Annotated in this window: 30 protein-coding genes and 3 tRNA genes; 14 read left to right on the top strand and 19 right to left on the bottom strand. The window is 67.7% G+C overall.

Features of this window, described 5'->3' with window-relative positions:
• Positions 1–6: 6 nt before the first annotated feature.
• Genes trmB through thiS form a run of 3 tightly spaced genes read right to left on the bottom strand, consistent with a single transcriptional unit; the run spans position 7 to position 1,840 of the window.
• Complete coding sequence (gene trmB, locus C998_RS0101260) at positions 7–768, bottom strand: tRNA (guanosine(46)-N7)-methyltransferase TrmB (RefSeq protein ID WP_018869025.1); 762 nt, start codon at positions 766–768, stop codon at positions 7–9.
• A complete protein-coding gene (locus C998_RS0101255; protein ID WP_018869024.1) occupies positions 765–1,577 on the bottom strand; it encodes a thiazole synthase in 813 nt (270 codons plus the stop codon). The genes trmB and C998_RS0101255 overlap by 4 nt, the downstream gene beginning before the upstream one ends.
• A gap of 53 nt (positions 1,578–1,630) precedes the next feature.
• Positions 1,631–1,840 carry a sulfur carrier protein ThiS gene (gene thiS, locus C998_RS0101250; protein WP_018869023.1) on the bottom strand — a complete coding sequence of 70 codons (210 nt, stop codon included), beginning with the start codon at positions 1,838–1,840 and terminating at the stop codon, positions 1,631–1,633.
• A 65-nt stretch (positions 1,841–1,905) separates the two neighbouring features.
• Here thiS and C998_RS0101245 point away from each other — a divergent pair.
• The 3 genes from C998_RS0101245 to C998_RS0101235 all read left to right on the top strand — a co-directional run bounded on the left by C998_RS0101245 (position 1,906) and on the right by C998_RS0101235 (position 2,721).
• Positions 1,906–1,979: transfer RNA gene (locus C998_RS0101245), tRNA-Gly, on the top strand.
• Positions 1,980–2,105: 126 nt separating this feature from the next.
• Positions 2,106–2,555 carry a Fur family transcriptional regulator gene (locus C998_RS0101240; protein WP_018869022.1) on the top strand — a complete coding sequence of 150 codons (450 nt, stop codon included), beginning with the start codon at positions 2,106–2,108 and terminating at the stop codon, positions 2,553–2,555.
• A gap of 90 nt (positions 2,556–2,645) precedes the next feature.
• Positions 2,646–2,721: transfer RNA gene (locus C998_RS0101235), tRNA-Thr, on the top strand.
• Positions 2,722–2,801: 80 nt separating this feature from the next.
• On the opposite strand, the gene C998_RS0101230 is transcribed toward C998_RS0101235, so the two are convergent.
• The 6 genes from C998_RS0101230 to rhlB all read right to left on the bottom strand — a co-directional run bounded on the left by C998_RS0101230 (position 2,802) and on the right by rhlB (position 6,630).
• Complete coding sequence (locus C998_RS0101230; protein WP_018869021.1) at positions 2,802–3,218, bottom strand: bacteriohemerythrin; 417 nt, start codon at positions 3,216–3,218, stop codon at positions 2,802–2,804.
• Between the two features lie 18 nt (positions 3,219–3,236).
• Positions 3,237–3,530, bottom strand: coding sequence for a CC/Se motif family (seleno)protein (locus C998_RS0101225; protein ID WP_018869020.1), 294 nt, complete (start codon positions 3,528–3,530; stop codon positions 3,237–3,239).
• Entirely contained in the window at positions 3,527–4,618 is a 1,092-nt protein-coding gene (gene arsB, locus C998_RS0101220; protein ID WP_018869019.1) for an ACR3 family arsenite efflux transporter, read from the bottom strand. The genes C998_RS0101225 and arsB overlap by 4 nt, the downstream gene beginning before the upstream one ends.
• Before the next feature lies 1 nt (position 4,619).
• Entirely contained in the window at positions 4,620–4,946 is a 327-nt protein-coding gene (locus C998_RS0101215; RefSeq protein ID WP_018869018.1) for a helix-turn-helix transcriptional regulator, read from the bottom strand.
• Between the two features lie 114 nt (positions 4,947–5,060).
• Positions 5,061–5,312 (bottom strand): hypothetical protein, encoded by a 252-nt coding sequence (locus C998_RS0101210; protein WP_018869017.1) that lies wholly within the window; start codon positions 5,310–5,312, stop codon positions 5,061–5,063.
• Positions 5,313–5,331: 19 nt separating this feature from the next.
• On the bottom strand, positions 5,332–6,630 hold the full coding sequence (gene rhlB / locus C998_RS0101205) for an ATP-dependent RNA helicase RhlB (RefSeq protein WP_018869016.1): 1,299 nt from the start codon (positions 6,628–6,630) through the stop codon (positions 5,332–5,334).
• Positions 6,631–6,747: 117 nt separating this feature from the next.
• On the opposite strand from rhlB, the gene trxA reads away from it, so the two are divergent.
• Positions 6,748–7,074 carry a thioredoxin TrxA gene (trxA, locus tag C998_RS0101200; RefSeq protein ID WP_018869015.1) on the top strand — a complete coding sequence of 109 codons (327 nt, stop codon included), beginning with the start codon at positions 6,748–6,750 and terminating at the stop codon, positions 7,072–7,074.
• Between the two features lie 180 nt (positions 7,075–7,254).
• Positions 7,255–8,514 (top strand): transcription termination factor Rho, encoded by a 1,260-nt coding sequence (gene rho, locus C998_RS0101195; RefSeq protein WP_018869014.1) that lies wholly within the window; start codon positions 7,255–7,257, stop codon positions 8,512–8,514.
• Positions 8,515–8,542: 28 nt separating this feature from the next.
• On the opposite strand, the gene C998_RS0101190 is transcribed toward rho, so the two are convergent.
• The 5 genes from C998_RS0101190 to rph are packed head-to-tail and all read right to left on the bottom strand — an operon-like array spanning position 8,543 to position 11,533.
• On the bottom strand, positions 8,543–8,791 hold the full coding sequence (locus C998_RS0101190) for a hypothetical protein (RefSeq protein ID WP_018869013.1): 249 nt from the start codon (positions 8,789–8,791) through the stop codon (positions 8,543–8,545).
• Positions 8,791–8,988: a CPXCG motif-containing cysteine-rich protein gene (locus C998_RS0101185; protein WP_018869012.1), complete on the bottom strand. Its 198-nt coding sequence runs from the start codon at positions 8,986–8,988 to the stop codon at positions 8,791–8,793. The genes C998_RS0101190 and C998_RS0101185 overlap by 1 nt, the downstream gene beginning before the upstream one ends.
• On the bottom strand, positions 8,985–10,172 hold the full coding sequence (gene hemW / locus C998_RS0101180) for a radical SAM family heme chaperone HemW (protein ID WP_018869011.1): 1,188 nt from the start codon (positions 10,170–10,172) through the stop codon (positions 8,985–8,987). Before hemW ends, C998_RS0101185 begins: the two co-directional genes overlap by 4 nt.
• A gap of 21 nt (positions 10,173–10,193) precedes the next feature.
• Entirely contained in the window at positions 10,194–10,808 is a 615-nt protein-coding gene (rdgB, locus tag C998_RS0101175) for an RdgB/HAM1 family non-canonical purine NTP pyrophosphatase (RefSeq protein ID WP_018869010.1), read from the bottom strand.
• Positions 10,809–10,813: 5 nt separating this feature from the next.
• Complete coding sequence (gene rph / locus C998_RS0101170; protein ID WP_018869009.1) at positions 10,814–11,533, bottom strand: ribonuclease PH; 720 nt, start codon at positions 11,531–11,533, stop codon at positions 10,814–10,816.
• A gap of 116 nt (positions 11,534–11,649) precedes the next feature.
• Here rph and C998_RS0101165 point away from each other — a divergent pair, with 116 nt between their 5' ends.
• From C998_RS0101165 to C998_RS0101155, 3 genes are all read left to right on the top strand, one after another.
• Positions 11,650–11,871, top strand: coding sequence for a DUF2835 family protein (locus tag C998_RS0101165; protein WP_018869008.1), 222 nt, complete (start codon positions 11,650–11,652; stop codon positions 11,869–11,871).
• Positions 11,872–11,939: 68 nt separating this feature from the next.
• Positions 11,940–12,371, top strand: coding sequence for an Hsp20/alpha crystallin family protein (locus C998_RS0101160; RefSeq protein WP_018869007.1), 432 nt, complete (start codon positions 11,940–11,942; stop codon positions 12,369–12,371).
• Between the two features lie 206 nt (positions 12,372–12,577).
• Complete coding sequence (locus C998_RS0101155; RefSeq protein ID WP_018869006.1) at positions 12,578–13,504, top strand: DnaJ C-terminal domain-containing protein; 927 nt, start codon at positions 12,578–12,580, stop codon at positions 13,502–13,504.
• Between the two features lie 26 nt (positions 13,505–13,530).
• Here C998_RS0101155 and C998_RS0101150 read toward each other — a convergent pair whose 3' ends face one another.
• Both C998_RS0101150 and moaD read right to left on the bottom strand, forming a co-directional pair.
• Positions 13,531–13,965, bottom strand: a complete 435-nt coding sequence (locus C998_RS0101150; protein WP_018869005.1) for a molybdenum cofactor biosynthesis protein MoaE — start codon at positions 13,963–13,965, stop codon at positions 13,531–13,533.
• A gap of 2 nt (positions 13,966–13,967) precedes the next feature.
• Positions 13,968–14,201 (bottom strand): molybdopterin converting factor subunit 1, encoded by a 234-nt coding sequence (gene moaD, locus C998_RS0101145; RefSeq protein ID WP_026279420.1) that lies wholly within the window; start codon positions 14,199–14,201, stop codon positions 13,968–13,970.
• 43 nt (positions 14,202–14,244) lie between these two features.
• On the opposite strand from moaD, the gene moaC reads away from it, so the two are divergent.
• From moaC to C998_RS0101120, 5 genes are all read left to right on the top strand, one after another.
• Complete coding sequence (gene moaC / locus C998_RS0101140) at positions 14,245–14,739, top strand: cyclic pyranopterin monophosphate synthase MoaC (protein WP_018869003.1); 495 nt, start codon at positions 14,245–14,247, stop codon at positions 14,737–14,739.
• Complete coding sequence (locus C998_RS0101135) at positions 14,736–17,015, top strand: AsmA family protein (RefSeq protein WP_018869002.1); 2,280 nt, start codon at positions 14,736–14,738, stop codon at positions 17,013–17,015. Before moaC ends, C998_RS0101135 begins: the two co-directional genes overlap by 4 nt.
• A gap of 97 nt (positions 17,016–17,112) precedes the next feature.
• Positions 17,113–18,168 (top strand): A/G-specific adenine glycosylase, encoded by a 1,056-nt coding sequence (gene mutY / locus C998_RS0101130; protein WP_018869001.1) that lies wholly within the window; start codon positions 17,113–17,115, stop codon positions 18,166–18,168.
• Entirely contained in the window at positions 18,152–18,427 is a 276-nt protein-coding gene (locus C998_RS0101125; protein ID WP_018869000.1) for an oxidative damage protection protein, read from the top strand. Before mutY ends, C998_RS0101125 begins: the two co-directional genes overlap by 17 nt.
• A gap of 93 nt (positions 18,428–18,520) precedes the next feature.
• A tRNA-Phe gene (locus tag C998_RS0101120) sits at positions 18,521–18,596 on the top strand.
• A 73-nt stretch (positions 18,597–18,669) separates the two neighbouring features.
• On the opposite strand, the gene C998_RS0101115 is transcribed toward C998_RS0101120, so the two are convergent.
• The 3 genes from C998_RS0101115 to C998_RS0101105 all read right to left on the bottom strand — a co-directional run bounded on the left by C998_RS0101115 (position 18,670) and on the right by C998_RS0101105 (position 20,093).
• Positions 18,670–18,933, bottom strand: a complete 264-nt coding sequence (locus tag C998_RS0101115; RefSeq protein ID WP_018868999.1) for a Txe/YoeB family addiction module toxin — start codon at positions 18,931–18,933, stop codon at positions 18,670–18,672.
• Positions 18,926–19,186, bottom strand: a complete 261-nt coding sequence (locus tag C998_RS0101110; protein ID WP_018868998.1) for a type II toxin-antitoxin system Phd/YefM family antitoxin — start codon at positions 19,184–19,186, stop codon at positions 18,926–18,928. The genes C998_RS0101115 and C998_RS0101110 overlap by 8 nt, the downstream gene beginning before the upstream one ends.
• A gap of 274 nt (positions 19,187–19,460) precedes the next feature.
• Positions 19,461–20,093 (bottom strand): DUF429 domain-containing protein, encoded by a 633-nt coding sequence (locus C998_RS0101105; protein ID WP_018868997.1) that lies wholly within the window; start codon positions 20,091–20,093, stop codon positions 19,461–19,463.
• Positions 20,094–20,165: 72 nt separating this feature from the next.
• Between C998_RS0101105 and def the strand changes: the two genes are divergently transcribed.
• Positions 20,166–20,702 carry a peptide deformylase gene (gene def / locus C998_RS0101100; RefSeq protein ID WP_026279419.1) on the top strand — a complete coding sequence of 179 codons (537 nt, stop codon included), beginning with the start codon at positions 20,166–20,168 and terminating at the stop codon, positions 20,700–20,702.
• Positions 20,703–20,718: the final 16 nt, after the last annotated feature.

Here is a 20,718-nt window from a genome sequence, read left to right as displayed (position 1 = left end):
GCCGCCTCACTCCGCCGGGGCGGGGGCCTCGGTGCGCCGGTAGACCAGATCCGCCACCGCGTGCCCGCGCTGCAGCCCGCGGCGCTCGAATTTGGTCTCGGGGCGCCAGGCCGGGCGTTCCGGGCGCGGCACCGGGCCGTCCGGCGCGAACCACTCGGTCGCCCCGGCCATCACCTCCTGCATGTGTTCGGCGTAGTCCGCCCAGTCGGTGGCCAGGTGCAGCCAGCCGCCGGGCCGGATCCAGCCCGCCAGCGCGCGCACGAACCCGGGCTGGATCAGGCGGCGCTTGTGATGGCGCTTCTTGTGCCAGGGGTCGGGGAAATACACCTGCACGGTGTCCAGGCTGGCCGGCGCGAAATGCGCCTCCAGCAGCTCCACCGCGTCGCGGTCGGAGACCCGCAGGTTGGTCAGCCCCCGGCGCTCGATCTCGCCCAGCAGATGCCCCACCCCGGGGCGATGCACCTCCGTGCCGATGAAATCCCGCTCCGGCGCCGCCGCGGCCTGTTCGGCCAGGCTGTCGCCGTCGCCGAAACCGATCTCCAGGGTCACCGGCGCCTCGCGACCGAAGACCGCCGCCAGATCCAGCACCCCGTCATCGGGTGCCGGATCCAGACCGAAGCGCGGCCAGAGCTCATCCAGCGCGCGCTGCTGGCCGGTGGTCAGACGCCCCTCGCGGCGCACGAACGAGCGCACCCGGCGATGGTGCGCCGGGCGCCCCCCGTCCCCGTCAGCGGGCCGGTTGTCGTGCGATTCGTGCGGGACCGTCATGAGCCGGCGAAGAACAGCCCGGTCTCCGGCGAGGAGGCCGAGGCATAGCGCCGTGCCGGCATGCGTCCGGCGCGCCAGGCCTCGCGGCCCGCCACGATCGCGTGACGCATCGCACGGGCCATGCGCACCGGATCGTCGGCCGCGGCGATGGCGGTGTTCATCAGCACTCCGTCGCAGCCCAGCTCCATCGCGATGGCCGCATCCGACGCCGTACCCACACCCGCGTCGACCAGCACCGGTACCGACGCGTTTTCCACGATCTCGCGTATGTTGTAGCGGTTCTGGATCCCCAGACCCGAGCCGATCGGCGCGGCCAGCGGCATGATCGCCCGGCAACCGATGTCCTCCAGACGCTTCGCCAGCAGCGGATCGTCGGTGGTGTACACCATCACCTCGAAGCCCTCGTTCACCAGGGTCTCGGCGGCCTTCACCGTCTCGAACACGTCCGGGTACAGGGTCTTCTCGTCGCCCAGCACCTCCAGCTTGACCAGGTTGTGCCCGTCGAGCAGCTCGCGCGCCAGCCGGCAGGTGCGCACCGCGTCTTCCGCGGAATAGCAGCCGGCGGTATTCGGCAGCAGGGTGTAGCGATCCGGCGGAACCACGTCCAGCAGGTTCGGCTCGTCGGGGTTCTGGCCAATGTTGGTGCGGCGGATGGCCACGGTCACGATCTCGGCACCGCTGGCCTCGATCGCCTCGCGAGTCTGCTCCAGATCGCGGTACTTGCCCGTACCCACCAGCAGGCGGGACTCGAAACGGCGCTCGCCGACGTGAAACGGATCGTCGGCGGATCCGGCGGCCATCTGGCTCATGCATGCTCCTCGGTTAACGGTTGCGGGTGCGGATACAACTGCGGGCAAGAATATCAGCCACCGCCGATGGCCTGAACGACCTCGACACGATCACCCTCCTGCAACCGCCGCTCGGCGTGCTCGCTGCGGGGCACCAGGGTCTCGTTCACCTCCACGGCCAGTCGCCGACCGCCAAAGCCGCGCTGCCGGATCAGGTCCGCCACCGTCGGCGGCTCCTGATCCGAAGAGATTTCGCAGGTTTCTCCGTTCAACTTGATCTGCATGGGTCATACCGTCGGTGATTCGGGCATTGAGCCGGGGCGCGTACGCGCATACAATTCGTGGCCAGGCGGGTGTAGTTCAATGGTAGAACATCAGCTTCCCAAGCTGAGAACGTGGGTTCGATTCCCATCACCCGCTCCATCCCTTGCTCGTTCCCGGCTTCGTTCTGTTGGCGGCATTCTATCAGCTTGCCGCGCAGGATCCCCGGATGCCCTTTTCCTAAAACAGAACTGGACTCTGTCCAATTCGCTGTTATATGTTGGAAGCATGAGCATCCGAATCCCCCAACCCGCTCTGCTGGGAATCGACGAAGCGCGCGCCCTGCTGCGCGATTACCGCATTTCGCCGACCGAGCAGCGGGTGGAAATCGTACGCGTACTGTTTGCCCGCAACCAGCATCTCAGCGCCGACCACATCCTCGCGCAGCTCACGCGCCAGCAGTCGCGCGTGTCCAAGGCCACGGTGTACAACGCCCTCAAGCTGTTTGCCGAGAAGGGCCTCGTGCGCGAAGTGATCGTCGACCCGTCGCGGGTCTTCTACGACTCCAACCGCGCCCCGCACCACCACCTGTTCCACGTGGACAGCGGCCAGCTCGAGGACGTGGAACCCGCCCAGGTACAGGTGAACGACCTGCCGCCGCTGCCCGAAGGTACCGACGTGCTCAGCGTGGACGTCATCGTCCGCGTCGGGTCCGGACAGAAGTCCGGCGACAGCTGATCCCCGAAAGCGGGCCCTCACCCGGGTTACGGCCCGTTGCCCGCCCGGGCATTGTTGGCGAAGCCCCGCTTCGCTATGATGTCGCGCTCAGCCGACGTAGCTCAGCAGGTAGAGCAATCGATTCGTAATCGATAGGTCGGGGGTTCAATTCCCTCCGTCGGCACCAGACCAGAGAAAAGGGCCGGCACGGCGTGTGCCGGCCCTTTTTCGTTCCAGCTTCGTTCAGCGGATGCCCGCCGGGAGGGACTACTCCCCCGCGGCACGCTCGGCGAACCGGGACAGCAGGGCATCCATGGTCGTGAAATGGCGCTGGTACCAGGGGATGATCTCGTCATCCAGTGCCGAGACCAGATCCGCGCCCTGCAGCGACCCGTCCTCCAGCCCCGCCAGCAGGGCTTCCCAGCGCGCCAGATGGGCCGCATGTTCCTGCCGGTGGTAGTCCTTCTGCGGAAAACCGACCCGCTCCATCAGCTCGTCCTCGCGCGCGAAGTGCTCGCGATTGAACTCGACGAAGGCCGCGAACGCCTCCCGTACGGCGTTGTCGTCGCCCTCCTCGCGGGCCCGGCCCACGGCTTCCAGCAACCGGGCGGCTTCGTGGTGATCGTCGTTCATGAAGGCCTGCTCCAGCTCCGGGACCTTCAGGCTGCGCTGCACTTCAGTCATGGCTCACTCCAGCATCGTCTACTCCTGCACCTGGCCCATCTCGCCTTCCACCACCAGACGCCGCCAGCGGAAGAAGCCCTCGAGGTCGACCCGGTACGGACCCGGACCCATGTCTTCGGCCACGTACACGTGGATGCCCTCGATCTGCGTCCTTGCGTACCCCTCCGTCGAGCGCGGCGCGCCCGGCTCGGCCACCGGCACGCCCGCCTGGCCACCGCAGCAGCCGTGGCGGGCGGACAGCCGCAGCGTCATCTCGGCGTCCCGGCCGGCGAGCCAGTCGCGCGCCGCGTCGCTGAGGGACACGGTGGTCACGTACCCGGCACCTCGTTGTTGGTCGGGAACCAGTGGCGCGTGCGATTCGCGATGCGCACCAGCGCCAGCATCAGCGGCACCTCCACCAGCACGCCAACCACCGTCACCAGCGCCGCACCGGACTGCAGGCCGAACATCGCGATCGCGGCCGCCACGGCCAGCTCGAAGAAGTTACTGGCGCCGATCATCGCACCGGGGGCCGCCACCGCGTGGCGCACACGCCACGCCTTCGCCCAATAATACGCAATGTAGAACACCAGGAAGGTCTGGATGATCAGCGGAACGGCGATCAGGGCGATATGTCCCGGATTCGCCAGGATGCGCTCGCCCTGAAACGCGAACAGCAGGACCAGCGTCACCAGCAACCCGATGGGCGTGACCGGGCCGATGCGTTTCATGAAGACGTTGTCGAACCACTCGATTCCCTTTCTGCGGATCAGCCAGATACGCGACAGGTAGCCGGCGGCGAACGGGATCACGATGTACAGCAGCACCGACAGCGCGACCGTGTCCCACGGCACGTAGATATCGGAGATCCCCAGCAGCAGGACCACGATGGGCGCGAAGGCGAACAGCAGGATGATGTCGTTCACCGCCACCTGCACCAGGGTGTAGGCCGCATCGCCGCGCGTGAGATAGCTCCAGACGAACACCATTGCGGTACACGGCGCGGCCCCCAGCAGGATCGCGCCGGCCAGGTACTCGCGGCCCAGATCCTCCGGGATCCAGGCGGCGTAGACCACCATGAAGAAGAACCAGGCGATCGCGAACATGGTGAACGGCTTGATCAGCCAGTTCACCGAGGTGGTGACGGTCAGGCCCTTCGGCTCGCGGCGCACGCCGAGGATGGCGGAGAAATCGATCTGCACCATCATCGGGTAGATCATCGCCCAGATGAGGATGGCCACCGGGATCGAGACCTGCGCGTACTCCCATTGCGACAGCGTCTCCGGCACCACGGGGAAGAACTGCCCCAGCGCAACGCCCGCCACGATGCACAGCGCCACCCAAACGCTCAGATAGCGCTCGAACAGGCCCATGCCTTCTTTCGTCCGGATCTCCTCGGCGGACTGGTTGCGATCGTTCATGTCAGCAGGAGGTCTCCACCCCGGAAAGCTCGCACTCGCCCTCCTCGGCCGCGCAGCAGTGCGCGGTCAGGTAGGCCACCAGATCCTGCATCGCGACCAGATCCGCCCGGTAGCGCTGGTAACGCCCCTCCTGGGTCACGGTGACGAGGCCGGCCCGGGTCAGGGTCTTGAGGTGGAACGAAAGGTTGCTACGTGGCAGCCCCAGTTTCCGGGCGATCTCGCCGGCGACCAGCCCCTCGCGTCCGTGACCAACCAGCAGACGCACGATGTCCAGACGGACACCGGAGGCCAGCGACTCGAACATGGAGGTGGCGGTCGGCTTGTCCATGTTTCAATGGTTCAACGATTGTTGAATCACTGTCAACAAGCGGGCGGACATCGGACCGGAATCCCTGATGGAACCGCCGCGCCGGAGAGGAAACGACAGGCGGGGGCAGGGGCCTCAGCGGGTGTCGCCGCGGACCACGGTGACGGGCGTGGCGGACTCGACCAGGACCCGGCCGGAGTGGCTCTCGTCGAAGCGCACGCGGATGTGGCGGTCGATCAGCAGTTCGTTGTCGACCCACTGCACCCGGTGACCCGGGGCGTTCGCGACCAGACGTATCTGCCCGTCGCACCCGGCCTGCACCACGACGACCTCGATATCCGCACCCAGGCGAAAGGAATCGCCAACCTGCAGGTCCAGGGTCTCCATCGCGGGCGGCGCGCCGGACTCAGCGGCCGCGGCCGTTCCCGCGGGAACGCCCCGAGGAGCCACCGCGCCGCGACCCGCCACGGCCGCCGCCGGGGCCGCCGCGCGGCTTGCGCTCGCGCGGTTGCGGCCGGGTCAGGTCCTGCGGCAGGGCGGCGCGGTCGATGTTCTCGGTGGGGATGCGCTCGCCCAGGTAGGACTCGATATCGGGCAGGTAGAACGCCGAGTCCTCGCAGCCGAAGCTGATCGCGTCGCCCTCGGCACCGGCGCGCGCAGTACGCCCGATGCGGTGCACGTAGTCCTCCCCGGACTGCGGCAGGTCGAAGTTGAACACATGCGTCACCTCGGGGATGTGCAGGCCGCGGGCCGCCACGTCGGTCGCCACCAGGAAGGTGTATTCACCCGCGGCGAAGCCCTCCAGCAGCTTCGAGCGCTTCTTCTGCGGCACGTCGCCCGAGAGCAACGCGGCGGCGTGGCCGTTGGCATTGAGCCAGTCGGCCACCTTCTCCGCTCCGTGTTTGGTATTGGAGAACACGATCGCCCGTTCCGGCGCCAGATCCCGCGCCAGCGCCAGCAGCAGCGGGATCTTCTCGTCGTTGGCCGGATAGTAGATGGTCTGGCGCACCCGGTCGGCAGTCAGGGTCTCCGCCTCGATCTGCACCTTCTCCGGGTTGTTCATGTGCTCGTAGGCCAGCTCCATCACCCGGAACGACAGCGTCGCCGAGAACAGCATGGACAGCCGTTCCTGCGGCGGGGCGCAGCGGCGCATCAGAAAACGCACGTCCTTGATGAAGCCCAGGTCGAACATGCGGTCGGCCTCGTCCAGCACCACCACCTCAGTGTGCTTCAGGCCGAAGACCTTCTGCTTGAAGTAGTCGATGATGCGCCCCGGGGTGCCGATCAGCACGTCGGCGCCGGCGGCCAGCGCTTCCCGCTGGCGATCGTAGTCGGTGCCGCCGTAGGCCAGTGCCAGCTTCAGGCCGGTATCGGCGCCCAGCAGTTCGGCGTCGCGGTGGATCTGCACCGCCAGCTCGCGCGTCGGGGCGAGGATCAGGGCGCGCACGTCGGTGGCGCGACGGTGTTCCGCCGGGGCCTGGCGCAGCAGCCGGTTGAAGGTCGCGATGAGGAACGCGGCGGTCTTGCCGGTTCCGGTCTGCGCCTGCCCGGCCACATCGCGCCCCGCCAGGGCCACCGGCAGCGCCTGCGCCTGGATGGGAGTACAGGTATCGAATCCGGCACGGCGCACCCCCGCGCGCACCGCCTCGGGCAGATCGAAACGGTCGAATGCGGGCTGGGCGGGGTCGTGCGCGGCGTCTGTCATGGGGCTCCCGGGCGGGCTTCGCTGTTTTACTTGAACTTTCCCGTCATCTTCGTCGATAGTACGGCGTACGCGGCCCTGAAGAAGGCCGGTGCCAACCCAACGTCATGAGGACGCGGAGTGAGCGACAAGATCATTTATACATCGGACGCGAGTTTCGACGAGGACGTCCTGAAGTCCGACCAGCCGGTCCTGGTGGACTACTGGGCGGAATGGTGCGGTCCCTGCAAGATGATCGCGCCGATTCTGGACGAAATCGCCGAAGAATACGCCGGCAAGGTCAAGGTTGCCAAACTGAACATCGACGAGAACCCGTCGACGCCGCCCAAGTTCGGTATCCGCGGCATCCCGACGCTCATGCTGTTCAAGAACGGGGACGTGGAGGCCACCAAGGTCGGCGCCCTGTCCAAGTCGCAGCTGACCGCCTTCCTCGATCAGCACACCTGAGCGGAATCGCGGTCACCTTCCGTTGCGGGGCGGGCTTGCAACAGCCGCCCGCCCCGCTTAATATTCGAGCGTTTCGTCGGCGCCGGGCCTCTCCCGGGGTCGTCCCCTGCCCCGTCATCATTGCAATCCTGCGGCCATCCCCGGCCGCCGTTCATCCACGTTGAGCACAGCGCCCCACGCATGAATCTGACCGAACTGAAGCGGATGACCGCCGCCGATCTCGTTGTCCTCGCCGAGAACCAGGGCATCGAGAACATGTCCCGCGCGCGCAAGCAGGACATCATCTTTGCCCTGCTGAAGGCGCATGCCAAAAGCGGCGAGGCCATTTACGGCGACGGCGTCCTGGAGATCCTCTCCGACGGCTTCGGCTTTTTGCGCAGCCCGGATGCCTCGTACCAGGCCGGCCCCGACGACGTCTACGTCTCGCCCAGCCAGATCCGGCGCTTCGGCCTGCGCACCGGCGACACGGTCGCCGGCAAGATCCGCCCGCCCAAGGACAACGAACGCTACTTCGCGCTGCTGAAGGTCTCGGAGATCAACTTCGAGCCGCCGGAAAACGCCAAGCACAAGGTCCTGTTCGAAAACCTCACGCCGCTGCATGCCAGCCACCGCATGCGCATGGAGCGGGGCAACGGCTCCACCGAAGACATCACCGCGCGGGTCATCGACATCGTCGCCCCGTTCGGCAAGGGCCAGCGCGGCCTGATCGTCTCGCCGCCCAAGGCCGGCAAGACCCTGATCCTGCAGAACATCGCCCAGAGCATCGCGACCAATTACCCGGAGTGCTATCTCATCGTCCTGCTGGTCGACGAACGGCCCGAGGAAGTGACCGAGATGGACCGCATGGTGCAGGGCGAGGTCGTCTCCTCCACCTTTGACGAACCGGCCCAGCGCCACGTGCAGGTGGCCGAGATGGTCATCGAGAAGGCCAAGCGCCTGGTGGAGCACCGCCGCGACGTGGTCATCCTCCTGGACTCGATCACCCGACTCGCCCGTGCCTACAACACCGTTGCCCCCAGCTCCGGCAAGGTGCTCACCGGCGGCGTCGATGCCAACGCCCTGCACCGGCCCAAGCGTTTCTTCGGCGCCGCGCGCAATGTCGAGGAAGGCGGCAGCCTCACCATCCTCGCCACGGCCCTGGTGGACACCGGCTCCAAGATGGACGAGGTGATCTACGAGGAATTCAAGGGTACCGGCAACATGGAGGTGCACCTGGAGCGGCGCATCGCCGAGAAGCGCATCTACCCGGCGATCAACGTCAACCGTTCCGGCACCCGCCGCGAGGAACTGCTGACCGACCCGGAAGAGCTGCAGAAACTGTGGATCCTGCGGAAGTTCCTGCACGGCATGGACGACATCGAGGCGATGGAATTCCTGCTCGGCCGCATGCAGTCGTCGAAGACCAACAGCGAGTTCTTCGACCAGATGAAGCGCTCCTGAGGCGACGCCCTGACGCCCCGGCCCGGGCTCAGGCGCCGGCCGCCAGCGGCGCGAACTCCAGCAGACGGTCCAGCCGGCGCCACTGGCGCCGGCCCTCGGCATCGCGCAGGATCAGATACTCCGCGCCCCGGCGGGTGCGCAGATCCAGCGGCCACACCCGCGCCACCTCGTCGAGGCCCCGGTGGCGCCAGCGGATCCGCAGCGCCTCCCCGTGCATGATGCAAAGCTCCAGCTCGGAGTAGCGCGCGCAGGGGATGGGGACGTAATCCGCGGCCATCAGCCACCTTCCCTCTGAGCGTCGACCACGGGGATATCATCCTCGGTGGTCGTCAGGTGACGGAACACGATGGGCGAGCAGCACACGCCACAGTCCTCCACCCATTCATCCTCGTCACTCATCACATCCACCGTCGTCTCGCCCGGTTCTCCGCACCAGGGACAAGCAAACGCCACGAATTCGATCGGTCGGGTCATCGCGACACCTCCTCGACATCGTTGGCAGCCTCCGGCAGAAACCCCTCCAGGACATCATTGAGAAACTGCAGACCCTCCGTGGTGGTTCGCAGGACGCCGCTTCCGGCGGGATCCATCAGGCCGCGCTGGCGCGCACGCCCCAGCCCGGGCTCCAGTGCCGCCAGGGGCAGCCCGGTCCGCTCGCGGAACCGCACCTCGGGCACGCCATCGACCAGCCGCAGGGCGTTCAGCATGAACTCGAACGGCCGCTCGCCGGGTGCCACCGGTGTATCCCGCCCGCCGGTCGGATCGGCGAGGTAGGCCTGCGGCTGGCGCGGTCGCACACGGCGGATGATGGAGCCGTCGTGGACCTGCGTCAGCTTGCCGTGGGCACCAGCACCAATGCCGAGGTAGTCCCCGAAGGTCCAGTAGTTCAGGTTGTGCCGGCACGCTTCACCCGCCCTCGCGTAAGCGGACACTTCGTAGCGAGTATAGTCCGCCTCCGCGAGACGCAAGCTTCCGGCGGCAAAAAGTTCGGCCACGGTGTCATCCTCCGGCAGCTCCGGCGGGCGCGCGGCGAACAGCGTATTGGGCTCCAGGGTGAGCTGATACCAGGAAATGTGCTCCGGCTGCTGCGCGATCGCCGCCTCCAGATCCGCCATGCCCTGCGCCACCGTCTGCCCCGGCAGACCGAACATCAGATCCAGGTTGATCCGCTCGAAACCCGCCGCCCGGGCATGTTCCACCGCCGCGGCCGCCTCCTCCGGCCCGTGGATGCGACCGAGACGCTGCAGCATCGCGCCGTCGAAGCTCTGCACCCCCAGCGACAGCCGGTTGATCCCGGCCTCACGGTAGCCCTGGAAGAAATCGCGATCGGCGGTGCCGGGATTCGCCTCCAGGGTGATCTCCACGTCCGGGCGCAGCGGCAGCAGCGACCGCAACCCGGACATCAGCTCCGCCATCGCCTCGGGCGGGAACAGGCTGGGCGTGCCGCCCCCGATGAACACGCTCTCGATGCGCCGCCCCCAGACCTCCGGCAGCTGCGCCTCCAGATCGCGCAGCAGCGCGGCCACGTAGTCGGCGAACGGGGGCTCGCCGCCGCGCGGCTCGTGGGAGTTGAAATCGCAGTACGGGCACTTGCGCACGCACCACGGCAGGTGGACGTACAGCGCCAGCGGGATCGGGGTATCGAAGCTCGGGGTCATGCCGGGAGCATAGCCCCCGGCTCAGCTCCCGGCACGTTCCCGCAGGGCCCGGGCCAGTTTCGCCAGCGCCCGGCCGCGATGACTCAGACGATTCTTCTCGCTCGGCTCCAGCTCGGCCGAGGTGCAGCCGTGCTCCGGCAGCTCGAACAGCGGGTCGTAGCCGAACCCGCCATCGCCGGACGGTGCCGTGGCGATGCGCCCGCGCCACACGCCCTCGGCGATCAGCGGGGCGGGATCGTCGGCATGGCGCAGGAACACCACCACCGCGCGGAAGCCGGCGCCGCGGCGTTCCTGCGGCACATCCGCCAGCGCGTCCAGCAGCTTCGCGTTGTTGGCGGCATCGGCGCCGTCACCGCTCTCCCCGGCATAGCGCGAGGAATAGATCCCCGGCTCGCCGCCCAGGGCATCCACCTCCAGCCCCGAGTCGTCGGCCACCGCCGCCAGCCCGGTGTGCCGGGCCGCGTTGCGTGCCTTCAGCAGCGCGTTCTCGACGAAGGTCAGGCCGGTCTCCTCGGCCTCCGGCACGCCCAGCTCGGACTGCGTTACGACCTCCATGCCCAGCGGTTCCAGCAGCGCCGCCAGCTCGCTCCGCTTGCCCGGGTTGCCGGTCGCCAGGACCACGCGCTGCGCCGCCATTCCGCTCAGCCCTCGCCCAGGACCGCGCGTTGCGCGTCGATGATGTTACTCACACCCTTCTCGCCCAGATCCAGCATGCTGTCCAGTTCGTCGCGGCGGAAGGCATGGCCCTCGGCCGTGCCCTGGATCTCGATCACCCCGCCGGCCTCGTTCATCACCAGGTTCAGGTCGGTCTCGGCCGCGGAGTCCTCGTCGTAGTCGAGGTCCAGCACCGGCGTTCCCTGGAAGATCCCCACGGACACCGCCGCGAGATGTCCGTGCAGCGGATCCTTCTTCAGCAGGCCGATCTCGCGCCCGTGCGCCACCGCGTCGCGCAGGGCCACGAAGGCACCACTGATCGAGGCCGTGCGCGTGCCGCCGTCGGCCTGGATCACGTCGCAGTCGACAATGATCTGGCGCTCGCCCAGCGCCTCCATGTCGACCACCGCACGCAGCGCGCGCCCCACCAGGCGCTGGATCTCCATGGTCCGTCCGCCCAGCTTGCCACGGGCCGCCTCGCGCGCCATGCGGTCGTGGGTGGAACGCGGGAGCATGCTGTATTCCGCCGTCACCCAGCCCTTGCCCTTGCCCTTCAGCCACGGGGGCACACGCGGCTCGATGGTGGCATTGCACAGCACCCGGGTGTCACCGAACTCCACCAGCACCGAACCTTCGGCGTGGCGGGTGAAGTGCCGGGTAAAACTGACCGGACGCATCTCGTCGGGCTGTCGGCCGCTGGGGCGCATGGCGATTCCTTGCTAGATTATTCAGCCGCGCAGTATACGGTAGACCGGGGGTCGCGGGGCCACCCCCACCCGGCCGATCCTGCCCCGCGCGCTCCGCCCCATCGGACTGACCCGCCATGCAGCGTTTCCGCATCCGCCTCGACATCTCCCCGGACATGATGGAGCAGTACTATTCCGGGCGCTCCACCACCGTATTCGCGATCTCCGAAGCGGGGGTCAGCGTGCAGTTCCCGGCGCGGCTGCTGCGCCCGTACATGACCCACGACGGAATCCACGGCCTTTTCGAACTGGTTACCGAAAATGACTACCGCCTGCGCGATTTTCGCCGCCTGGCTTGAAATCTCCCCGGAACGCCCCTACTTCGATTACTGAGTCAACAAGACACCCGATGAAGGAGGGGATTGCCATGAACATGATGCGTTACGAACCCTGGAGCCTGCTCAACCAGCTCTCGCGCGAACTGGGCCGCCTGCCCGAAGTACCCGGCGGGGACGACTCGGTGAGCGCGGCTGACTGGAGCCCCGCGGTGGATATCCGCGAGGAGGACGATGCCTACGTGCTGCATGCCGACGTACCCGGCGTGGACCCGAAGGACATCGAGCTCCACATGGAAAACGGTGTGCTGACCCTGCGTGGCGAGCGCAAGTACGAAAACGAGGAAGAAAAGGAAGGCTACAAGCGCGTGGAGCGCATGCGTGGCACCTTCTTCCGCCGCTTCTCGCTGCCGGATACCGCCGATGCGGAGAACATTTCCGCGCGCAGCCAGAACGGCGTGCTCGAAGTGCGCATTCCCAAGCAGGCGAAGGTGCAGCCGCGCCGGATCGAGATCGAGAGCTGATCCGCAGCCCGGCAGCGTCCCCGGCCACGGCCGGGGCGCGAGCCTTCCAGCGGGCGCTGCCGGCGCGAGCGGGCAGCGCCTTTTGATTGGTGCCGGTGGCACCCGAATCCCGGGTATGATGGCCCGGGATTCGGGTGGTACCCGAACGCGAACGCATACACACCGGCTTTGCCGGTCGCCGAAAGGGTTCCGACTCGAGGCAGGAGATGGAATACAAGGATTACTACAAGATCCTGGGCGTGGACCGCAACGCCAGCCAGGACGACATCAAGAAGGCCTACCGCAAGCTGGCGCGCAAGTACCACCCCGACGTCAGTGACGACCCGCAGGCCGAGACGCGCATCAAGGAAGTCAACGAGGCCTACGAGGCCCTCGGGGATCCGGAAAAGCGCAAGGCCTACGACCAGCTGGGCGCCAACTGGCGCCAGGGGCAGGACTTCCGTCCGCCGCCGGGCTGGGACGGCTGGACCGGTGCGGGTGCCGGCGGCCGCGCACGGGGCGCCGGACCGGGCGCCGGCGGGGCCGATTTCGGCGGCTTCTCCGACTTCTTCGAGTCGATCTTTGGCGGCGGCGGCATGGGCGGCGGCGGTCGCCGGCGCGGCTTCGACGTGCGTGGTGCCGACCGCGAAGGCGCGGTGGAAGTGACCCTCGAACAGGCCATGCACGGCGCCGAGCTGTCGGTGACCGACCCGCGGGGGCGCCCGCAGCGCGTGCGCATCCCCGCCGGCGCCAAGGACGGCTCGCGGGTCCGGGTACGCGGCCAGGGCGACCCCGGCGTGGGCAACGGCGCCCCGGGCGACCTGCTGCTGGAGATCCGCATCAAGCCGGATCCCAACTACCGGGTGGAAGGGCGCGACCTGTACCGCGACATCCCGATCACCCCGTGGGAGGCCGCGCTGGGCGCCACGATCGAGGCGCCCACCCCGCACGGACCGGTCAACCTGAAGGTGCCGAAGGGCTCGCAGTCGGGCAAGCAGGTGCGCCTGAAGGGCAAGGGTCTGCCCGGCAAGACCCCGGGCGATCTGTATCTGCGGCTGATGATCCACGTGCCGCCGGAAGACGAAGCCGGCGACTGGTATGAAAAGATGGCGGAGTCATCCAGCTTCAACCCGCGCGAGCTGCTGGACGGCTGATCCCCCTCGCGCGCGACGCGCGGGATTCAGCCGGGCGTGTTGCGCTCCACCCAGCGGCTGCTGCCGTCGGCCAGGCGCTCGCGCTTCCAGAACGGGGCCTCGTGCTTGAGCCGCTCCAGGATGTCGCTGCAGGCATCGCGGGCGGCCGCACGATGGGCCGACCAGGTCGCCACCAGCACCAGCGCATCGCCCGGCCGCACCTCGCCCACGCGGTGCGCAACATGCACGCCCAGCAGGGGCCAGCGCTGCTGGGCGGCCTCCACGATGCGCTCCAGCTCCTGCTCGGTCATTCCCGGGTAGTGCTCCAGAAACAGCCCGGTGACCGTGTCGTCCTCGTTGAAGTCGCGCATGCGGCCGACGAACACGCTGGCCGCCCCGCGGGCCTCGGCGGGGATGTCCTGCTCCGCCGCGCGCAGCACGTCCCAGGGGTCGAAATCCTCGGAGCGGATGGTCACGGTCATGCTCAGCCCCCGGTCACCGGCGGGAAGAAGGCCACCTCGTCGCCATCACGCACCGGGGTTTCGAGATCGGCGCGGGTCTGGTTGACCGCGCTCATCAGCCGCTGCGGCGGGGGTTCGCCATGCAGGTGCTCCCACAGGCCGGCCACGGTAGAACCCTCGGCCGGGAGTTCGGCCCGGTCGCCCTCACGGCCCAGTTCTTCGCGCAAACGCGCGAAATACAGCACTTTTACCGCCATGCAGCCCCTACACGTGTGGCTTTCAAACAAGCATTATAGCCGGATGACCGATTTCACTCATTTCGACGCCCACGGCCATGCCCACATGGTCGATGTCGGCGACAAGGCCGTCTCCCACCGCGTGGCCATCGCCGAAGGCCGCATCCGCATGCAGCCGGAGACCCTGCAGAAGGTCCGCGAAGGCAATCATTCCAAAGGGGATGTTCTGGGCATTGCCCGCATCGCCGGTATCATGGGGGCCAAGCGTACCGGGGACCTGATCCCGCTGTGCCATCCCATCGGACTCAGCCGCGTGGCGGTCGAATTCGATCTGGAAGATGACGCGGTCGTGGCCCGGGCAACCTGCGAAGTACATGCAGTCACCGGCGTGGAGATGGAGGCCCTGACTGCGGTCTCCGCCACCCTTCTGACCATCTACGATATGTGCAAGGCCGTGGACCGGGGCATGGTGCTGGAAACGGTCCGGCTTCTGGAAAAACACGGCGGTCGCAGCGGCAGCTGGAAGGCCCCCGACCCGCAAGGAGATTCCCGAACATGAAATGGATCAAGCGCCTGTTTGGCCTGATCGGCATCCTGATCCTCGTGGTGATCGTCGTCGCCGCGTATCTGCTGGTGACGTTCGACGCCAACGATTACAAGGAGCGCATCGAGGCCCAGGTGCACGAACAGACCGGGCGCGATCTGGAACTGGCCGGCGATGTCAGCCTGACGCTGTTCCCCACCCTCGGCCTGCGCCTGGAAGACGTGCGCTTCGGCAACGCCGAGGGCTTCGGCGACGAACCCTTCGCCGAGCTCGACGTGGTGGACGTGGCTGTCGCGGTCATGCCGCTGCTGCGCCGCGAGCTGGAAGTGCAACGGGTTGAAGGCGACGGCGTGCGCCTGAACCTGGCGCGCGACGAGGACGGCCGCAACAACTGGGACGACCTCGCTGCCCGCGCCGACGAGGCCCGTGACGAGGCCGTGACCGGCAACGAAGAAGAAGAACGCACCGCCACCGAATCGCGCCTGGCCATGGAACGGATCGATATCGCCGGCATCAGCCTGACCAACGCCCGCGTGGTGTGGGACGACCGCGAGACCGGGATGCGCGCGGTGCTGGACCCGTTCAGCCTGCAGGTGGGCCGCTTCCAGCCCGGCGTGGAGACCCGGCTGGAAATGTCCGCCGCGCTGGAGGCCGAGGGCGGCGCGCTGGAGCAGCCGCTCAGCACCACCATGGACCTGACCGGACTGGTCAACCTCGACCTGCTGAACAATCGCTATGCAGTGCGTCGCCTGGACCTCAACCTCGACGTGGAAGGCGGCCCGGTGCCGCAGCCGATGGCCGTCGTCTTCCGCAGCGACGTGGCGCTGGAGGTGGACGAAGACGACACCCGCCTGCGCATGGAGCGCCTGACGGTGGAGGCCTCCAGGGTAACCCTCACCGGGTTTGCCGAACTGGGCAACCTGCAGGGCGACCAGCCCCAGATGCGTGGCGAACTGCGCTCCAACACCTTCAACCTGCGCTCGGTCATGGACGACCTGGGGCTGGAAGCCCCGGCCACCGCGGATCCGGATGCCCTGCAGCGGGTCGCGTTCGACCTTTCCGCGGCCGGTACGCCGGGCAACCTGGAACTGTCGCCGTTCCTGTTCACCCTCGACGACACGACCCTCAGCGGTGACGCCACGCTGGACACCACCGGCGAGCGCCCGCATTTCGGTTTCGACCTGCGCGGCAACGAGCTCAATGTCGACCGCTACCTCCCGCCGGAGGTCGAAGAGGCGCGCACCGGCGAAGCCAACGGCGCCCCCGACGAGGAAGAAGCCGAGGAGCTGCGTATCGAACTGCCGATGGAAGCCCTGCGTTCCGTCGACGTGGACGGCAGCCTGGCCCTCGATGGTCGCCTGATCCTGATGGGCCTGGAACTGCGCGACATCGCGCTGGACATCCGGGCGCGCGGCGGCGACTGGGTGATCGACCCGCTGTCCGCCACCGGCTACGACGGCGAACTGACCAGCCGCATCCAGCTGGACGCCTCGGGCAGCCAGCCGCGCTACGGCCTCACTACCGACCTGGCCGGCCTGGATATCGGCGCCCTGCTGGACGACCTGCAGGGTGACGACGCCATGCTGCTGGGCACCGGCAACCTCGCACTCGATATCACCACGCACGGCGAGGCGCTGTCCGACCTGCGAGCCAACCTCAACGGCGATGGCGACATGCGCTTCGAGGACGGCGCGGTGCGCGGCATCAACGTCGCCGACATCATCCGCCGCGCGGAGGCCCGCATCCGCGGCCGTGAATACGAGTCGGACGAGCCGCGGCAGACGGACTTCAGCGAGATCTCCGGCAGTTTCGAGATCGACAACGGCGTGGTCTCCAACAACGACCTGGAAGGCAACTCCCCGCTGCTGCGCGTACGCGGGGAGGGCTCGGCCGACCTCAACGACGAATCGCTGGACTACCGCGTGGACACGACGCTCGTCGGCACCCTGGAAGGCCAGGGCGGACGTTCGCTGGAAGACCTGCGCGGCGTCCGCCTGCCGATCCGGATCAGCGGCACGTTCGACGACCCCAGCTTCCGCCTCGACCTCGAATCCATCCTGCGTGAACGCGCCGCCCAGGAGCTGGGCGTGGACGAGGACGAACTGCGCGACGAGGCCACCCGCCGCCTGATGGAGCGCCTCGGCGTCTCGCGCGACGAAGCGGACGAGGAAGAAGCAAACGACGAACAAGTCGAAGAAGCTGACGAAGACGAGGCAGACGAGGAAGACGAAGAGGCCGAACGCAGCCTCGAGCAGGAAGCGGAAGACCGCCTGCGGGAACTCCTCGAGTAAACCGGAGAACCCGGGGCACCCGCACTCGTTCAACCCGACCACGGACACCGACGCCCGGGCACATCGCCCCGGGCGTCGGTGCCTCCTCCCCGCCATCATGCAACCCTTTGCCCAACGCCTGCTGGACTGGTTCGACCGCAACGGTCGTCACGACCTCCCCTGGCAGCACCCGCGCACGCCCTACCGCGTATGGGTCTCCGAGATCATGCTGCAGCAGACCCGGGTCGAGACCGTCATCCCGTATTTCGAGCGCTTCACCGCGCGCTTCCCGGACGTGCAGAGCCTGGCGGCCGCCCCCGTGGACGACGTCCTCGCCCTGTGGGCGGGCCTGGGCTATTACGCCCGTGCCCGCAACCTGCACCGCTGCGCCCGGACCATCGTGGAAGACCACGACGGGCACTTCCCGCGCGAACGCGTGGCGCTGGAGGCCCTGCCCGGCATCGGCCGCTCCACCGCCGCCGCCATCCTCGCCCAGGCACACGACGCCCCCGAGGCCATCCTCGACGGCAACGCCAAGCGCGTACTCGCCCGCCACGCCGCGGTGGACGGCTGGCCCGGCAGCACCGCCAGCCAGAAAACCCTGTGGCGCGAGGCCGAGGCCCGCAACCCCGCCAGCCGCTGCGCCGACTACACCCAGGCGATCATGGATCTGGGCGCGCTGGTATGCACCCGCAGCCGCCCCGACTGCCTCGCCTGCCCGGTGGCCGAAGACTGCGGCGCCCGGCTGCAGGAACGCACCGCCGAGCTGCCGCACCCGCGGCCGAAGCGCGAACGCCCGACACGCACCCGCTGGGCCGCCCTGCTGCACGCGCCCGAAGGCATCTACCTGGAACAGCGCCCGCCCAGCGGCATCTGGGGCGGTCTGTACACCCTGCCCGAGGCCGAGGACCCGGAGCACCTGGAAGCCTGGGTGCGCACCCACTGGCCACACGCCGAGGCGCTGGAAGGCGACGCACTGAGCCACGGCTTCAGCCACTACCAGCTCGACCTGCGCGTGCAGCGCTACCGGCTCCCGGCGGGCGAGTGCGGGATCATGGATGCCCCCGGGGTGATCTGGTATAAACCGGACCAGTCGCGGCCGGCAGGCATCCCGGCCCCCATACAAGGCTTACTCCAAAGCGAAAAGGATTCCGGCCATGGCACGAACCGTTAACTGCGTAAAACTCGGCAAAGAGGCCGAAGGCCTGGACTTCCCGCCCTACCCGGGCGAGATGGGCAAGAAGATCTACCTCAACGTCTCCAAGGAAGCCTGGAACGCCTGGCTGAGCCACCAGACCATGCTCATCAACGAGTATCGCCTGACCCCGGTGGACCCCAAGGCGCGCAAGTTCCTGGAAGAGGAAATGGAGAAGTTCCTGTTCGGCGACGGCTCCGAAAAGCCCGAAGGCTTCGTCGACCCCAACCAGTCCTGAAGCCGGCGCCGGGGCGCACCCTTGACGTGAGCGCCCCGGACCGCTTTAATACTGCCCTTCGCCTCACGGCGAACCCCGCAACAAGTCAGTACTGGCCGGGTAGCTCAGTCGGTAGAGCAGGGGATTGAAAATCCCCGTGTCGGCGGTTCGATTCCGTCCCCGGCCACCATTTCCTTTCCGCAATCGTCTTCTCGCGTCCGCATGCCCCGTTCGGCGAGGGCCAGCGGTTGCATCTATCGCGCTCAATAGTGGTATCTGCAGGAGATGACGGTGATGGACGAACCGTCCACGGCATAGACCAGGCGATGGGTGTCATCAATACGGCGCGACCAGAAACCAGCCAGGTTCTCCTTGAGAGGTTCCGGCTTGCCAATGCCTTCCAGCGGTGACCGCTTCACCTCCGCGATCAACTTGTTGATCCGCTTGAGGGTCTTCCGGTCCTGAGCTTGCCAGTAGATGTAGTCATTCCATGCTTCGTCCGTCCAGCAAAGAAGCCGACTACTCATCCCCGTCTACCAGCTCACGCTCGGTGGCCTTTCCTGCCTTGTATTGCGCAATGGACTTGTTGAGATGCTCGGCATTCGCCGGGGAACGCAGAAGATGCACGGTCTCCATCAGGCTGTTGTAGTAATCCAGCGACATTACCACGGCGTCTTCCGAATCGCGGCGCGTAATCACCGTGGTGTCGGCATCATCGACCACGCCATCGAGTACGGCTTTGAGGCCGTTGCGAGCCTCAGTGAATGACACAATCTTCATGGAGCCCTCCTGTACAGTCACCCGTACAAGTATAGGGCGAGCAGCCCAAATGTACAATTTACGGGACAGGCCACGGCATCGACTCGCCGGGAAGCCCCGTTTGCACTTCTGTAGACGATGGGCCCGGGCCGCCAGCGTGGTTGACCGTCCCACGCCACCCTTCAGGCTGAAGGCCACCGCCGTTGGCAGCGGGGGCAAACCGTCCGAGGCGCGCATTCAGATCGCTGGCGCGTTGGCCAGCCCACGTCCGTCCACCATGCGCTGAGCCACAAACTCAACAGGCGAAATCGTACGGGTGTTCCGGTGGCTCGGCCGGGTGAATCCATGAGGAACGGCCCCGGCTCCACTGCCAGGCGGCCCATGCCGCGGCGCAGGCGGCAACCGAATGGTCGCTGGCATCGGCGAGATCGAGCACCCCGTTCAGACCCTGCCGATCCAGCCAGGCCAGCAGTTCCCGTCGCGCGTCCGCCGCGTGCTTCATCGCCTTCAGGCTCTCGACCGAAGCGCCGCCCAGCGCCATGGCCACCGTGGGATGTACCTCCGCCACGCGGGCATCCGGGCGCTCGGAGGCGAGCATACGGCTGACCGCGACACCGCGCAGCGTCAGGTAGCTCATGCGCGGCGCGGAAGGCGCCATCACGGTGCCGGCCGGCAGGCCGCACTCCACCGCCAGGCGGCGCAGGGACTGATCGGACGTGCGACTGCCCCCGGTGGGCGAGTACGACAGCGGTGCGTCCAGCCCCACCACCGCCGCGGCCGGCACACGGTCCAGGATCGCCTGATCGTCCGCCCCCGCAAGCAGCTCCCGCAGCCGGAGCGCCCTGCCCCGTTCAGCGAACACGGCCACGGACGTCTGCCCGGCACTCCCGGGCCCGGACAGATCCACTCCGACGATCCACTGCCCCATGCGGTCTCCTTTGGCCGGCTACGAACCCGGCGGGCTGCGAACGTTCTTCTTCGCTGTGGCACCATCGATGCCATGAGCGTTCGTCGAATCCTGCGTATGGGGCACCCCGACCTGCGTCGCGTCTGCGACCCGGTGGCCGATAGCGACTTCGGCAGCCCCGGGCTGCAGGCACTGGTGGACGACCTGGTGGATACCATGCACGCCAGCGAAGGGCTCGGCCTCGCCGCCGCCCAGATCGGCGACACCCGACGCGTGGCCGTGATCGAGATCCAGCCCGGCAACACGCGCTACCCCGATGCCGTACCCACCGGCCGCCTGGTGCTGGTGAACCCGGTAATCACCGTGCTGGACCCGACCCCGCAACGCTACTGGGAAGGCTGCCTGTCCGTGCCCGGCCTGCGCGGCGAAGTCGCCCGGCCGCGCCACATCGCCGTCGACTACCACGAGCCCGATGGCACGCCCCGCCGCCTGGAACCCGAAGGCTTCCTCGCCACCGTGTTCCAGCACGAGATCGACCACCTCGACGGCACCCTGTTCATCGACCGGGTGACCGACACCACCCGCCTCGCCTTCCTCGAGGAATACCGCGAGTTCCACGCAGAAGCATAGGGCTCACGCCCGGCGC

It is taken from the genome of Thioalkalivibrio sp. ALgr3 (genome assembly GCF_000377325.1).
Classification (GTDB): domain Bacteria; phylum Pseudomonadota; class Gammaproteobacteria; order Ectothiorhodospirales; family Ectothiorhodospiraceae; genus Thioalkalivibrio.
This window is presented reverse-complemented; position numbering and strand designations above follow the sequence as displayed.